15 protein-coding genes and 1 pseudogene are annotated in these 13,871 nt (G+C 39.6%); 10 read left to right on the forward strand and 6 right to left on the reverse strand.

Annotated features, from left to right (window positions below; all coding sequences use genetic code 11):
* Both ACE01R_RS10175 and ACE01R_RS10180 read left to right on the forward strand, forming a co-directional pair.
* A pseudogene (locus ACE01R_RS10175) lies at positions 1-470 on the forward strand (hypothetical protein); the annotation flags it as partial.
* A 630-nt stretch (positions 471-1,100) separates the two neighbouring features.
* A complete protein-coding gene (locus tag ACE01R_RS10180; RefSeq protein WP_395550917.1) occupies positions 1,101-1,313 on the forward strand; it encodes a hypothetical protein in 213 nt (70 codons plus the stop codon).
* A 42-nt stretch (positions 1,314-1,355) separates the two neighbouring features.
* Here the strand turns inward: ACE01R_RS10180 and bioB are convergent, their stop codons facing one another.
* The gene (gene bioB, locus ACE01R_RS10185) at positions 1,356-2,345 is read right to left on the reverse strand and encodes a biotin synthase BioB (protein WP_395550918.1); all 990 of its coding nucleotides are present in this window, start codon (positions 2,343-2,345) and stop codon (positions 1,356-1,358) included.
* A gap of 286 nt (positions 2,346-2,631) precedes the next feature.
* Complete coding sequence (queG, locus tag ACE01R_RS10190; protein WP_395551124.1) at positions 2,632-3,744, reverse strand: tRNA epoxyqueuosine(34) reductase QueG; 1,113 nt, start codon at positions 3,742-3,744, stop codon at positions 2,632-2,634.
* Positions 3,745-3,767: 23 nt separating this feature from the next.
* Here queG and ACE01R_RS10195 point away from each other — a divergent pair, with 23 nt between their 5' ends.
* The 3 genes from ACE01R_RS10195 to ACE01R_RS10205 are packed head-to-tail and all read left to right on the forward strand — an operon-like array spanning position 3,768 to position 5,890.
* Positions 3,768-5,255 (forward strand): NAD(P)H-hydrate dehydratase, encoded by a 1,488-nt coding sequence (locus ACE01R_RS10195; RefSeq protein WP_395550919.1) that lies wholly within the window; start codon positions 3,768-3,770, stop codon positions 5,253-5,255.
* The gene (locus ACE01R_RS10200; protein WP_395550920.1) at positions 5,252-5,527 is read left to right on the forward strand and encodes an acylphosphatase; all 276 of its coding nucleotides are present in this window, start codon (positions 5,252-5,254) and stop codon (positions 5,525-5,527) included. The genes ACE01R_RS10195 and ACE01R_RS10200 overlap by 4 nt, the downstream gene beginning before the upstream one ends.
* A gap of 36 nt (positions 5,528-5,563) precedes the next feature.
* Positions 5,564-5,890, forward strand: coding sequence for a hypothetical protein (locus ACE01R_RS10205; RefSeq protein WP_395550921.1), 327 nt, complete (start codon positions 5,564-5,566; stop codon positions 5,888-5,890).
* A gap of 26 nt (positions 5,891-5,916) precedes the next feature.
* Here ACE01R_RS10205 and ruvC read toward each other — a convergent pair whose 3' ends face one another.
* Positions 5,917-6,462 (reverse strand): crossover junction endodeoxyribonuclease RuvC, encoded by a 546-nt coding sequence (ruvC, locus tag ACE01R_RS10210; RefSeq protein WP_395550923.1) that lies wholly within the window; start codon positions 6,460-6,462, stop codon positions 5,917-5,919.
* Positions 6,463-6,584: 122 nt separating this feature from the next.
* Here ruvC and ACE01R_RS10215 point away from each other — a divergent pair, with 122 nt between their 5' ends.
* Together ACE01R_RS10215 and ACE01R_RS10220 are read left to right on the forward strand one after the other, a co-directional pair.
* The gene (locus ACE01R_RS10215) at positions 6,585-7,163 is read left to right on the forward strand and encodes an FxsA family protein (RefSeq protein WP_395550927.1); all 579 of its coding nucleotides are present in this window, start codon (positions 6,585-6,587) and stop codon (positions 7,161-7,163) included.
* A gap of 157 nt (positions 7,164-7,320) precedes the next feature.
* Positions 7,321-7,962 (forward strand): LysE family transporter, encoded by a 642-nt coding sequence (locus ACE01R_RS10220; protein ID WP_395550930.1) that lies wholly within the window; start codon positions 7,321-7,323, stop codon positions 7,960-7,962.
* On the opposite strand, the gene ACE01R_RS10225 is transcribed toward ACE01R_RS10220, so the two are convergent.
* Positions 7,963-8,148 carry a hypothetical protein gene (locus tag ACE01R_RS10225; protein WP_395550941.1) on the reverse strand — a complete coding sequence of 62 codons (186 nt, stop codon included), beginning with the start codon at positions 8,146-8,148 and terminating at the stop codon, positions 7,963-7,965.
* Positions 8,149-8,465: 317 nt separating this feature from the next.
* On the opposite strand from ACE01R_RS10225, the gene ACE01R_RS10230 reads away from it, so the two are divergent.
* Positions 8,466-8,699, forward strand: coding sequence for a hypothetical protein (locus ACE01R_RS10230; RefSeq protein ID WP_395550943.1), 234 nt, complete (start codon positions 8,466-8,468; stop codon positions 8,697-8,699).
* A gap of 69 nt (positions 8,700-8,768) precedes the next feature.
* On the opposite strand, the gene ACE01R_RS10235 is transcribed toward ACE01R_RS10230, so the two are convergent.
* Together ACE01R_RS10235 and metK are read right to left on the reverse strand one after the other, a co-directional pair.
* Positions 8,769-9,080, reverse strand: coding sequence for a monooxygenase (locus tag ACE01R_RS10235; RefSeq protein WP_395550944.1), 312 nt, complete (start codon positions 9,078-9,080; stop codon positions 8,769-8,771).
* 117 nt (positions 9,081-9,197) lie between these two features.
* Positions 9,198-10,364 carry a methionine adenosyltransferase gene (gene metK, locus ACE01R_RS10240; protein WP_395550980.1) on the reverse strand — a complete coding sequence of 389 codons (1,167 nt, stop codon included), beginning with the start codon at positions 10,362-10,364 and terminating at the stop codon, positions 9,198-9,200.
* A gap of 933 nt (positions 10,365-11,297) precedes the next feature.
* Between metK and tkt the strand changes: the two genes are divergently transcribed.
* Positions 11,298-13,286, forward strand: coding sequence for a transketolase (tkt, locus tag ACE01R_RS10245; protein WP_395550995.1), 1,989 nt, complete (start codon positions 11,298-11,300; stop codon positions 13,284-13,286).
* Positions 13,287-13,447: 161 nt separating this feature from the next.
* Positions 13,448-13,663 (forward strand): hypothetical protein, encoded by a 216-nt coding sequence (locus ACE01R_RS10250; RefSeq protein ID WP_395551010.1) that lies wholly within the window; start codon positions 13,448-13,450, stop codon positions 13,661-13,663.
* The last annotated feature ends 208 nt before the right edge of the window (positions 13,664-13,871 follow it).

Consider the following 13,871-nt stretch of genomic DNA (forward strand, 5'->3'; position numbering starts at 1 on the left):
AACAAACAGAACAGATTTGTCAGGCAGCAGTGCAATCGAATCCACAAGCGATTAAATATGTGAAAGAACAGACAGAAGGTCTTTGCTACATGGCATTACGTAAAGATGGCATGGCTATTCGGGACATTCGTAAACCAACGCCAGCCATGTATCTGATGGCGATTGAAAATAATCCAATGTCTATTCAGTTTATGGATCATCCAAGTAAAGAATTATGTGAACATGCAGTAAAACTTCGGCCTTATGCGATTCAGCATATACAACATGCCAGCGAAGATTTATGGAGCATGGCAATACAGAAAAAACCTTATGTCATCCAGTTTTTGAGAGAGTATTCTGAAACTCTATTTAAACTTGCCTTAAAAGCTAACCCATTGTCTTTAAAGCATATTAAAAAAGATTTCCGGAATGCTGAACTATGCAATTTAGCACAGCAACCTGAAATTGAAATGAAGAAATATATGCATTAGACCGCTGCGAATATTTATTACATCACCAATAGGCTTGAGCTTTAAATTTATAATTTTGAGAAAAATCATGTAAAGTTATTTGAATTATCATAAAAATATGGTAATAAATAACAGTGGTCTTTTTTTGATCACATTCGTATTTCGGGATGAAATATTTATTTTAAAAAGTTTAATTAAAAATAAACAAACATGGAGTTTAGGAAATGCTTCAATTGCTTATGAAATTGTTTTGTTTACATGTTTATGAATATGAACATATGGAAGAAATAGGGGAACATTATAAGGAATGCAGGAAGTGTGGAGCCAACAAATAGCTTTAAGCCCGTCATGTTAATTGTGAAAAAGTGAGCATAATGCTCACTTTTTTCAATTCAATAAAATAAAAAATTAATAATAGTTAATCACTAAAATTTTATGTGATTTATCTTTGATTTTTAAAATTTAACTTGTTCTATTTCATTTTATTGTTAAAAAAGTTTACTCTTCCACGTCCAAAATTAGAGTAGTGGACGGAGCTGACGTAGTCTGACGAAGATTGTTCTTAAAAATAAAAATTGCAAAATAGGATATCAATCTGCAAAAAAGTTAAAATTATGACAATGAGAATATAAAAGGGTTGAACTTTTATTTATGAACATCGATTTTACTGCAGATACTTACATTGTCACTGATCAATTGGCAGACACTTTGGTCTGGCTAAGTCATCATCAGGATTGTTTTGATTCGTTCAGTTATGACACATTTACCCACGAACTGGTGGTTTACCATGCCAATGGAGCAGACGTTATTTGTAAGGGAAATTACTTAAATGCACGCTATGGCATTTTGCTTACTTCTAACTAAATAAAAAAAGCCCAAATGGGCTTTTTTTAGAATTTGGTCAGTTTAACTGGCCATGGCATCGACTGAAAGTTCTTTGACAGTTGGTTTGGCTTTTTCAGCAATTAAGCCCAACTTGTTAAATAACTGTTTGTCCTTGCCTTCGCCGGCATTTGGGGTGGTCAAGAGTTTCTCACCCGAGAAAAGCGAGTTGGCACCTGCCATAAAGGCCAGCGCCTGATCGGCATCCGATAAAGATTCGCGACCTGCAGACAGACGAATATAACTCTTAGGCATAATAATGCGGGCAACAGCAATAGTACGAATCCATTCAGTGATGTCTAATTTTTCTACATCTGCAAGCGGCGTACCTTCAATTGGCACCAACATATTGATGGGTACCGATTCAGGGTGAATCGCTAAGGTTGCTAACTCATGCAATAAACCAATACGGTCTTGGCTACTTTCACCCAAACCGACGATCCCGCCACTACATACTTTCATGCCGGCTTGACGGACAAAATCTAAAGTGTTTAAACGGTCATCGAAGGTACGGGTGCTGATGACATTGGAATAGTATTCGCGTGAGGTATCCAGATTATGGTTGTAATAATCTAAACCTGCATCTTTTAAGCGTTCTGCTTGCGACTGATTGAGCATTCCTAAAGTCATACAGGTTTCTAATCCCAGTGACTTCACTTCACGTACCATTTCCAGTACATAAGGCATATCGCGCTCATGCGGATTGCGCCAAGCAGCGCCCATACAAAAACGTGATGAACCTGAAGCAAGTGCTTCCTTGGCTTCTTGAATTACTTTATCAACGGCAATACGTTTTTCAGCTTCCAGCTTTGAATCGTAATGCGCTGATTGAGAACAATATTTACAATCTTCTGGACATTTACCCGTTTTAATAGAAAGCAGGGTGCTGACCTGAATGGTATTTGCTGCAAAATGTTCACGATGAATGCGTTGTGCTTCAAAAACTAAATCTAAAAAAGGCTGGTTATATAAATCCTGAATTTCTTCTCGTGTCCAGTCATTACGTACATTCATTAGTGAAAATCCATAATCATCATTATTAATTGCTCTTTATCATACATAATTTATGCCAAATCCAAAGGCATAAACGACCAAATCTAATAGTATCTAACGATTAATTTTTGAAATTTACGATAATTGTAAGATTGTATATTTAGTTACAAACTAAACTGATTTCTTGTAAATATCCTTACAAAGTTTTTTACAGTTATTTTTAAATTTGTACTGATCTGGGCATTATATTTTTTCTAAAAGCCAAACTTTGTCATGATCTTGAAATTAAAAACCGAAGCAGATGCTGTTAATTTTGGCTCAATATTGAATTGGATTTGGCGAGTTGTTCACGAATGGCCCAATCAATATGGACTTGCACAATCTCATCATACTGGTCGCGAGTTTGCTTTAGAGTTTCTACAATTTCAGCGGAAAAAGGCGCATTGCCCAAACCAATCGCAATATTACGCATAAAACTTTGGTAACCGGTACGCCGTAATGGACTACCTTCAGTATTGGCTAAAAAGGTACTTTCATCCCAATGCCATAAGTCCAATAAAGTGACCTGATCCAGACCATGACGCGGATTAAAATCTTCAATGCTGGTTTTCTTGGCAAAACTGTTCCAGGGACAAATCAGTTGGCAATCATCACAGCCAAACACACGGTTACCGATGCCACGGCGTAATTCTTCAGGAATGATGCCTTGATATTCAATGGTCAAATACGCAATGCATTTACGCGCATCCAGCATATAGGGTTCAACAATGGCTTGAGTCGGGCAAATATCAATACACGCTGTACATGAACCGCAGTGCTTGGTTGCCGGACTGTCAAAGGGCAGTTCAAGTGAAGTAAACAGTTCACCCAAAACAAAAAATGAACCTGATTTTTTATGGATCAGTAAGGTATGTTTTCCGGTCCAGCCCATGCCGGCATTTTCGGCCAGAGATTTTTCAAAGATTGGAGCAGAGTCGGCAAAGGGGCGTGATTCAAAATCACCGACTTTTTCCCGAATTTTGCTGGCTAATGTTTTGAGGCGACCACGCATGGTTTTATGATAATCGCGACCACGCGCATAACGTGCAATGATGGCGGCATTTGGTTCATCCGGCACATAACGCGGCTTGGGTGTTTCCACCAAGTAGTTCATCCGTACACAGATAATACTTTTGGTCCCCGGCACCAGCAAAGTCGGATCGGCACGTTTTTCCAGATTTTCTTCCAGGAATTTCATGTCACCATGGTAGCCACGTTTCAAATATTCTTGAAAACGTGGCAATTCTTCTTGAGCATCCGGTTTGGCAATGACACAATCACTAAAACCTAATTGCAACGCCTGTGCTTTAATCCACGCTTTCAGCGTTTCAGGATCATATTGATCTAAAGGAATTTTTTGTGATGCTGTGGATGAAGCCATAATTACATAAAAAGGGAAGAAGAATGCCTCAGCAAGTTTACCATAGCCCTGTTTATCATAGCCAAAGTATTCAAGCATGGGAGCAACGCTGGTTTGCCCAGCAAAATAGTTCTTATGGCTTAATGCAGCAAGTGGCCTGGATGATTGCACAGCGCTTACTTCCTATTTTCCAGCAACAAAACATCCAAAATATTGCTGTCTGTTGTGGGCAGGGTAATAATGCCGGTGATGGCTATCTCACGGCTAAATATTTAAAACAACAAGGTTTGCATGTTGATATTTATGCCGCTGAATTGGGTGCCTCTAAAGATTTACATAGTGCCTATCAGGAAGCTGTAGATGCTGACATCAATATCCATTCCGGGTTTGTATTTCAAAAAAAGTATGATGTTTATATAGATGCACTGTTTGGCATAGGTTTAAACCGAGAACTGGATGTAGACTGGCAACAGATTATTCAAAGTATCAATGTCCAAACTGGCCTGAAAATCGCCATTGATATTCCAAGTGGTCTACAAGCCAACACTGGTCAGCCTTTATCGTGTGCCATCAAGGCAGATTACACCTATACTGCTTTGGGACTAAAGGCAGGACTATTTACCGGTCAAGGCAAGGAGTTTGCAGGGCAGGTCGAGGTGATTTCGCTGATTCCTACAGATACAGAATTAAAACTGCTTGCCCAGCTTTCATCAAGTACTATTTCATTACCCAAGCGTGAGGCTTTTGGTCATAAAGGCAGTTATGGTCATGTACTGGTCGTGGGTGGTCATGAAAATATGGGCGGAGCAGTAATGATGGCGGCTGAGTCTGCATTTAGTGCAGGGGCGGGCAAAGTCACTATTGTTTGTCATGAAAAACATCACACTGCAATTTTGGCACGTTCACCCAATATCATGCTGCGTGACATCAATGCCTTGACTAAAGCCGAAATTCAGCAGTTATTAGATCATGTCGATGCCGTCAGTTTTGGCATGGGGCTTGGCCGTGATGTATGGTCAGAACAGCACTATTTTAAATGGTTTCCGAAGTTAAATTCAGCTGACCATCTACACGTGGTGCTGGATGCAGATGCACTGTGGTTCTTAGCGGAGCATCCAGAAGCATTAAAAGCAAATAGTTATGCTACACCTCACTCGGGTGAAGCAGCAAAATTGTTGGGGTGTTCAGTTAAAGACGTTGAAAAGGATAGAGTCGCAGCGATACACGCCCTTCAGGAAAAATATGCAGGTCAATGGGTACTGAAAGGTTCGGGTAGTTTGATTCTGGAAGATCAGCTGTGGATCTGTACTGCTGGAAATGCCGGTATGGGAACTGGCGGTATGGGCGATGTCTTAGCCGGAATGACTGCCAGTTTAAAGGCGCAATTTGCCGGGAAAATCCAGCTGCATGAAATTGTCACGCTGCATGCTTTAGCGGGAGATTGGCTGGCGGAGCAAGGCATGCGTGGTTTACAAGCTCATCATATGAATGCAGCAATTTATCATGTGGTGAATCAGGGGAATGACCAATGAATAAGGCAGTTAAACTCATTATTCAGGGCCGGGTGCAAGGTGTTGGTTATCGTCGTTGGTTTGAACAACAGGCTATAGAATTAGAACTGAAAGGTTATGTGAAAAATTTGCCTACGGGTGAAGTAGAAGCCGTGGTTGTGGGGGATGAACTGATTATTCAGGAGCTTTTGCAACGAAGTTGGATCGGGCCGAGTCGGGCTGAAGTTTCCCAGATTATTCAAACACCAGTTCAGCTAGAGCTGAATATTCAAGACTTTAACATCCTGTGTTAAATAAAAATTATAAAAATAATGGGTTAAGAGGAAATAATGGAAAAATATCTGGTCGTCGCCATAGTCGTTGTGGTTTGTATACTTCTGGTGATTTATACTCAACGCACAGATTCTGGTTCGGCTAATAAATCATTTAAAGAAATTGTACAAAAAGAATTTCCTCAATATAAAGTAATTGAAAAGAGCCAAACCATCATGATTTGTGAAATCAATCATCGCAATGAACCGGATGAGCTGATTTTTATTCGAATTGATCCGAATCAGAAAAAGAATGTTAGAAGCTTTGGACGGAGAGTCACCTTTACTTATAGCAAGCAACCCTCAGTCCGGGAAATGCGCAAAGATTTTGCACCTTATCTTTAAATTATTTTAAATATATTTATAGGGTTTTAACGTCTTCGACCACTGTAACGGCTACGACCTCGTGCCATACCACCAAGCGCATTGAGTACCGCCATTTTGCTCATACTGCCTGATGCATGCGCATGACAAATCGCAGCAGCCAAAGCATCGGCCGCATCTTGCTGTGGTTTAATGCTTAAATTTAAAATGCGCATTACCATCATCTGCACCTGTTCTTTATCTGCTGCACCATAACCGACTACAGACTGTTTGATTTGGCGGGCGGTGTACTCAGCCACCTGTAAATCCAGATTCACCAAGGCTGCAATAGCGGCACCACGAGCTTGTCCCAGTTTTAAAGCCGAGTCCGGGTTTTGAGCCATAAACACCTGTTCGACTGCAGCTTCGGTCGGGCCATGAAATTTAACAATGCGTTCCACACCTGCAAAAATTCGTTTTAAACGTTCAGGCATTTCAGGGGTTTCGGTACGAATGGTTCCTGCATCTACAAACGTTAACTTTTGCCCATCTCTTTCGATGATGCCGTAACCTGTTAAGCGTGAACCTGGGTCAATACCGATAATTAATGACATGCAAACCCTTTAAAAATAAAATAACGCCCATATTGTTACATAAGCGTAGCAAAAAAGCTTGATAGTGATTAAGCAGTTAATGACTACACCTTATTCATTTTGTTGAGATTAGATTAATTTTCATGAAATTATTTCTTATTGTACTGGTTGGCTTAATCCTGGAAGTTTTTGTCTGGATTGGCGTGGGTGACCTCGTCGGCAGCATGTGGTACGTATTTTTCTGGTTTGTTGCTGCCTTTTTTATTGGTATGAACCTGATTCGTAAATATTCATCTGGTTTAATGCCACAAATGCAGCAAATGCAAATGGGGCAAATGAGTGGTGATCCTGCATTAACCAATAATCTGCCTAAAATTCTGGCCGGTTTTTTTCTGCTTATTCCGGGCTTAATTACCGATGTTTTGGCATTGTTAATTTTGATTCCAGGCGTACAGAATGCTTTTAAAAATGTCATGATGAAAACCATGGCAAAACGTCAGCAAGCCATGATGGATAAAATGATGGGTGGCATGATGGGTAATATGAATGGCATGGGCGGTGATGCTCAGGGTCAAAACCCATTTGCAGATTTAATGCGTCAAATGCAAGACATGCAGCAAGGCGGCGGTTCACAGCGTCACGATTCCAGCATTATTGATGGTGAAGCACGTGAAGTGACACCAGACGCGAAAAAAATTGAAATGAAAGATGCGAATAAATAAGTTTATAGCCCTATCTTTGTAACTATAGTGTTTGAAAAGCCGGATCATGATGATTCGGCTTTTTTTTGCCACTTTTATTAGCCAAATTGAGGGCAGGAGGCATGCAAAAAATTGAACAAAAGATATAATACATTTTTTAAAAATCTCCTCTATTTCTATGTCATTGCTTTTGACCATTTGTACACTGCATTTTGTTGCACAGCTGAGCCCGGGACCGGATGTTTTGCTGATTGCCAGAAGTTCGGCATCTACATCCAGAGCCAATACATTAAAGATTATTTTGGGTATTTCAGTCGGTATTCTGGTTTGGGTGGTATTGACTCTACTTGGCTTTACCGTGCTGATTGAACAATTTCCATGGATACAGCAAATCTTAATGTTGGTTGGAGGACTGTTTCTGGCACGGATGGGCTGGGCTATGTTGAATGGAGGATTAAAAACCCTTAAACAGCAAACCAGTGTAGAAACGGAGGGTCAGCAACTTGCGACAGCAGCTGCTCAAAATTATTTTTTATCAGGATTATTGACCAATCTATCCAATCCCAAAACACTGATCTATTTTAGTAGTGTCTTTTCTCTGGCCTTAAGTTCTTCAGCTTCAAGCCATTTAAAAACCCAGCTGGCCATTATTATTCCAATACAAACCTTTTTGGTTTTTACTTTACTGATGCTAATTTTGTCCATACCAAAAATTAAGACCGCATATCAGCGTTCTGGCAGTTATATTGATGTAATTTCAGGTGGACTATTCCTGATTTTTGCCATCTGGTTATGGTATGACGCATTTGCCATGCTTTAACTATTTGGAAGCAGTTTCATCAGTAACTGGTATGGATAGGGAAGCAGGTGATGTGACTTGCTCATTTTTTTGTAGCTGTACGTAGCGATTAGGTTTTAAGGTTGCTTCTGTATTTTCTGAACCTTTATAGCTACGGCTACGGTTGGCACGTTCGCGCAAGCCTCCCTTTTTAATCAGTTGAACCATGAGATTCTCCAAGTCATTCACTGCTATTTTAACTAAAAACATGAACCTGTGGGAGAAGATTAAAATACACAGATTCAAGTATGCTTTATTGCATTGCGTTATAAATAATGCTTCTTGGTTTTGATGTTTTGTTGAGGTTTTTTATTAAAAATTAGTATCTTAAGTGATAGTGGATAATGTTTTTGCTTGGCTAAGCTCCACTTGTTGATAAATAGACTTGTATCTATATAAAGACAGGCATATGATTTTATTGAGACTACAGTCCATCTAAAATACAGATGGAACATAAAAACAAGAATGAAAGTAGGAGCATAGTCATGCTATATCAATATCATTGTGCCTGTTGTAACAAGGTTGTTGAATCAACTGAAAAAAAGTGCACGAACTGCGGTTCACATAATATTAAAAGTCCTTATGGTTTCTGGATTTTTTGTATTTTAACCTGCCTGGCAGCCGTGATTTTCTTTAAAATTGTCCATGTTTATTTACAGGATCATCAAGACGTTCCTGTGCAACCCTCGGTACTTGAAGTGATTAGTGCCAGACAATAACAGAATTCAGTTTAAAGGATTGAAAAAATCCTGATTTTTAATGGTCAGGATTTTTAATGTGGATCAATTTTAGATGTTTAAAAAGTCTGCCTGATTGATGGTAGACAGAGCCTGATTCACTTCAAAAATTTTTCCACGAATATTATCGATGCCAAAACTTTGCAGACGTGCAGTGTGCATGCGTAAGTATTTTTCTGCATTGGCTTGGCTATCAAATAAATAGATGCCGCCCGCTTCTTGGGTGGCACTATTTTCTGTCCATATTTTCCATAACATGCCATCTTCTTGATTAATACTTTCGGCAAGTTGTTGATAGGCTTGATACATTTCCTCCCCAAATGGACCTTGAGAAGGGAAGTCAACTTGAAGAATAACGGCCATGGTTTTTATCCTATGCAATAAAAAAAATGATTGATCATAAAATTTTAGGCTTTTGTATATTATTTTAAAGCAGAAATGAAAAAGCCCACAAGAATGTGGGCTTTTAAATGAAAAAACTTACAGTCCGGCAGAGGCTTTAAGCGCTTCCACTTTGTCTGTTTTTTCCCAGGTAAATGCAGTGTCTGAACCTTGACGACCAAAGTGACCATAAGCAGCAGTTTGCTTATACATCGGCTGGATCAGGTTCAACATGCGGGTAATGCCATATGGACGTAAGTCGAAATGCTCACGAACCAATTGAATGATTAGTTCTTCAGGCACTTTTGCAGTGTTAAATGTGTTGATTGAAATAGAAGTTGGCTCTGCAACACCGATTGCATAAGACACCTGAATTTCACATTTATCAGCAAGACCAGCAGCCACAATATTTTTTGCAACATAACGGCCAGCATAAGCTGCTGAACGGTCAACTTTAGATGGATCTTTACCAGAGAAAGCACCACCGCCATGACGTGCCATACCACCGTAAGTATCTACAATGATTTTACGGCCGGTTAGACCACAGTCACCAACAGGACCGCCAATCACAAACATACCCGTCGGGTTGATGTGGAATTTGGTGTCTGCATGGAACATCTCTGCAGGAATCACTTTTTTCACGATTTCTTCAATCACAGCTTCTTTAAGATTCGCTTGTGAAATTTCAGGATCGTGTTGGGTAGAAAGTACCACAGCATCTAAACGAACCGGCATGCCGTTTTCGTAAGCAAAAGTCACCTGACTTTTCGCATCTGGACGTAACCATGGTAATGAACCGTTACGACGTAATTCAGCTTGTTTTTCCATTAAGCGGTGTGCATATGAAATAGGAGCTGGCATTAACACGTCAGTTTCACGGCTGGCATAACCAAACATTAAGCCTTGGTCACCGGCACCTTGGTCTTCAGGTTTTTGGCGGTCTACACCCTGAGCAATTTCAGGAGACTGTTTACCAATCATGTTGATCACGGCACAGGTTGAACCATCGAAACCGAGGTCAGAATGATGATAACCAATGCCATTTACGGTTTGACGTACGATTGCTTCAAAGTCAACATTTGCAGTTGTTGTGATTTCACCGGCAAGTACTACCGCACCCGTTTTTACAAGCGTTTCACAAGCAACCCGTGCATATGGGTCTTCTTTTAAGATTGCATCCAAAATAGCGTCACTGATTTGGTCAGCCATTTTATCCGGATGGCCTTCGCTTACAGATTCCGAGGTAAATACAGCGTACTCGCGCATAAGTCCTATCACAGTTAATTCAAAAGACGCAATATGTTACATCGAGTTAGACTTTTGAACCAGTTCTAGACGATAAAAATGAATGAATTTATTTCAATTCAACGACTTTTTAATTGATATGGGCATCTAAAAAACTGATAAGTCGTTAAAATTGGTGTTGAAATTGTAATTTTGCCCAGCAAGAGTTTAGTTAAGCAAATATTTAATCTATGTTTCAAAATGATTTCAGTTTTTGATCAAAAATTATTATAAATATTGATAAACGTATTTGATTGGTTTAAAAAGTTATACATATTATGTGTTTATAATATTTGTTCGATAAAAAATTATCCTGGTTAAAGCCTGGGAGGATTAAAGTGCATAAAATGAAGCGATAAAATTAAAATTTAAAAGGTATTAAATTTTTCAGTTAGTTCTATTTAAAGTGAATTTTATTCAGTTTTAGTGCTTTTGCATGTTTATTCATCAATCTAGAGGCCGGTAAAATTTAATTTGTCCTCATTTTCAGCTAGGAAATTTATCAAAGAATAAGCAATAAAAAGATTTCGTGAATATTCAGTGAAAGATGAAAAGCTTTGAAGTCTATATCCAATAGCCATAATAGATGTCTCTATCATTGTTGAACCTGCTTTATTTTTCTCCTATAGGGAAAAATAAAAGGACGGATGTAAGAACTTTAATGCAGGACAGTAATCGTTAAAATGTCATATAGACATTTTAAATTAAATAACTCAAGGCATTTACTCATGCGCTAAGTATTTGCAAATGAGGTGAAATTGAGCTCTGCCTGCATTAAAATATGCCCAGTTGTGAATAAATGCCGAAATGTTGGCTATTAGACTTTACCCCTTGCTGTTTTTTTAAGACAATATAGCCAGCTTTGAATTTTCCTATTCATCATCTTCTTTAAACGATTTAGTTGGACTCTGACCTATGACAACCCCGCTTAACGAACGTCGTATTGCAAACGCAATTCGTGTATTGGCAATGGATGCTGTGCAAAAAGCAAATTCAGGACATCCAGGTGCTCCAATGGGGATGGCAGACATCGCTGATGTCGTTTGGCGCGAATTTTTAAATCACAACCCACAAAACCCTCAATGGGCAAACCGTGACCGTTTTGTATTGTCTAACGGCCATGGCTCTATGTTGCAATATGCGCTATTGCATCTTACAGGTTATGATCTTTCTATCGAAGATTTAAAATCTTTCCGTCAGTTGCATTCTAAAACTCCAGGTCACCCTGAATTAGGTTATGCACCAGGTATTGAAACAACCACTGGTCCATTGGGTCAGGGTATTGCCAATGCGGTTGGTTTTGCACTTGCTGAAAAAACTTTGGCTGCGCAATTCAACAAAGACGACATTCAGGTTGTTGACCATTTCACTTACTGTTTCCTTGGTGATGGCTGCTTAATGGAAGGTGTTTCTCATGAAGCATGTTCACTCGCAGGTACTTTGGGTCTAGGCAAGTTAATTGCTTATTATGATGACAACGGTATTTCGATTGATGGTGAAGTTGAAGGCTGGTTCTCTGACGACACAGAACAACGTTTCCAAGCTTACGGCTGGCAAGTGATTAAAGTTGACGGTCATGATGCAGATGCCATTCGTCAAGCCACTGTTGCTGCTAAAGCTGAAACTGCTAAGCCAACAATCATCATCTGTAAAACAGTGATTGGTCTAGGTTCACCAAACAAACAAGGTAAAGAAGATTGCCACGGTGCACCGTTAGGTAATGACGAAATTGCATTGACTCGTGAAGCTTTGGGCTGGAAAGAAGAAGCGTTTGTCATTCCTGCTGACGTTTATGCAGCTTGGGATGCAAAAGCGAAAGGTTCATCTTCAGAAGCAGCTTGGAATGAAACTTTTGCTGCATATGCTGCAAAATACCCAACTGAAGCGGCTGAACTTAAGCGTCGTTTAAGCGGTGAATTACCGGCTGACTTTGTTGCTAAAGCGGATGCCTATATCGCTGAAGTAAATGCAAAAGCTGAAACTATTGCGACTCGTAAAGCAAGTCAAAATGCACTTCAAGCACTTGTACCATTGTTGCCAGAAGTTTTGGGCGGTTCTGCTGACCTTGCAGGTTCTAACCTCACACTTTGGAAAGGTGCGCAAGGCGTACAAGACAATCCAGCAGGTAACTATGTTCACTACGGCGTACGTGAATTCGGTATGACTGCAATTGCCAATGGTGTAGCGCTTCACGGTGGTTTCATCCCTTACGTTGCAACATTCTTGATGTTCATGGAATATGCACGTAATGCAGTACGTATGTCTGCATTGATGAAACAACGTGTAATCCACGTTTATACGCATGACTCAATTGGTCTGGGTGAAGATGGTCCTACACATCAACCTGTAGAGCAAATTGCCTCTTTACGTGGCACACCAAACTTAAATACATGGCGTCCATGTGACACTGTAGAAGCTTCTATTTCTTGGAAATCTGCATTGTTACGTGCTGAAGGTCCTACAGCGTTAATCTTCTCTCGTCAAAACTTACCATTCCAAACTCGTACTCAAGCGCAAATTGAGAACGTAGCGAAAGGTGGTTATGTTCTTGCTGAAGAAAAAGGTGAATTGAAAGCCATCATCATTGCAACAGGTTCTGAAGTTTCATTGGCAATGGAAGCGTATGCACAACTTGAAGGTGTACGTGTAGTGTCTATGCCGTGTGCTGAAGAATTTGTAAAACAGGATGCGGCTTACCGTGAGGCTGTTCTTCCTTCAAACATTCGCGCGCGTGTAGCGGTTGAAGCTGCGCATGTCGATTACTGGTGGAAATTTGTAGGTCTAGACGGTCGTGTAATCGGTATGACTACATACGGCGAATCTGCACCTGCAAAAGATTTGTTCCAATACTTCGGTATTACTACTGAAGCTGTTGTTGCAGCAGTGAAAGAAATTACCGCTTAATCAATTCGATTAATAGGTTAAAAAGACGCCTCAGTTCAAGGGGCGTTTTTTTATTGAAGAAATAACGATTTGTAACGAATGATTTAAACTTAAAGGTTTAAAATTAATTCATTCATACAGTATTCAGCCATGGGTGCTTGATTGCCCCAAGTGAGGAAAATATGAGCCTTTATGATCAGATTAATGATGAAATTGTCCTGATGGATGCTGGTGAACAGAAATGGATTGGTGCAGACCTCAAACTTGAAGCGATGGTTGCGGTTGAACTGATGCTGCAAGATTTGCAGGAAGATAAGGTGATTAAGATTCGCCGTAAAAACCATGAAAAGCATACCGGTATGAAACAGGTGGATCGAATTTTGGTTGAAAAGTTATAAAGCGAGAAATGTAATCATAAAAGCCCCTGTTTGGGGCTTTTATGATTTTGGTAACTTAAAAATTCTCGGTGATGAATCACTTGGTTTTCCGGACTTTTATGATGAGTCCGCTTAACTGTATATTTTTGTATTAAATCATTAAGTAAAGCATATGAATGCGGCAATGGCATAAAATTGAAGATCATGATTTCTAAATAATTTATGATGA

It is taken from the genome of Acinetobacter sp. BSP-28 (assembly GCF_044130285.1).
GTDB lineage: Bacteria > Pseudomonadota > Gammaproteobacteria > Pseudomonadales > Moraxellaceae > Acinetobacter.

Bases quoted from the DNA above. Each gene is read 5' to 3' on its own strand.
- ACE01R_RS10180 (WP_395550917.1), top strand. From the start codon at position 1,101: ATGAACATCGATTTTACTGCAGATACTTACATTGTCACTGATCAATTG.
- bioB (WP_395550918.1), bottom strand. From the start codon at position 2,345: ATGAATGTACGTAATGACTGGACACGAGAAGAAATTCAGGATTTATAT.
- queG (WP_395551124.1), bottom strand. From the start codon at position 3,744: ATGGCTTCATCCACAGCATCACAAAAAATTCCTTTAGATCAATATGAT.
- ACE01R_RS10195 (WP_395550919.1), top strand. From the start codon at position 3,768: ATGCCTCAGCAAGTTTACCATAGCCCTGTTTATCATAGCCAAAGTATT.
- ACE01R_RS10200 (WP_395550920.1), top strand. From the start codon at position 5,252: ATGAATAAGGCAGTTAAACTCATTATTCAGGGCCGGGTGCAAGGTGTT.
- ACE01R_RS10205 (WP_395550921.1), top strand. From the start codon at position 5,564: ATGGAAAAATATCTGGTCGTCGCCATAGTCGTTGTGGTTTGTATACTT.
- ruvC (WP_395550923.1), bottom strand. From the start codon at position 6,462: ATGTCATTAATTATCGGTATTGACCCAGGTTCACGCTTAACAGGTTAC.
- ACE01R_RS10215 (WP_395550927.1), top strand. From the start codon at position 6,585: ATGAAATTATTTCTTATTGTACTGGTTGGCTTAATCCTGGAAGTTTTT.
- ACE01R_RS10220 (WP_395550930.1), top strand. From the start codon at position 7,321: ATGTCATTGCTTTTGACCATTTGTACACTGCATTTTGTTGCACAGCTG.
- ACE01R_RS10225 (WP_395550941.1), bottom strand. From the start codon at position 8,148: ATGGTTCAACTGATTAAAAAGGGAGGCTTGCGCGAACGTGCCAACCGT.
- ACE01R_RS10230 (WP_395550943.1), top strand. From the start codon at position 8,466: ATGCTATATCAATATCATTGTGCCTGTTGTAACAAGGTTGTTGAATCA.
- ACE01R_RS10235 (WP_395550944.1), bottom strand. From the start codon at position 9,080: ATGGCCGTTATTCTTCAAGTTGACTTCCCTTCTCAAGGTCCATTTGGG.
- metK (WP_395550980.1), bottom strand. From the start codon at position 10,364: ATGCGCGAGTACGCTGTATTTACCTCGGAATCTGTAAGCGAAGGCCAT.
- tkt (WP_395550995.1), top strand. From the start codon at position 11,298: ATGACAACCCCGCTTAACGAACGTCGTATTGCAAACGCAATTCGTGTA.
- ACE01R_RS10250 (WP_395551010.1), top strand. From the start codon at position 13,448: ATGAGCCTTTATGATCAGATTAATGATGAAATTGTCCTGATGGATGCT.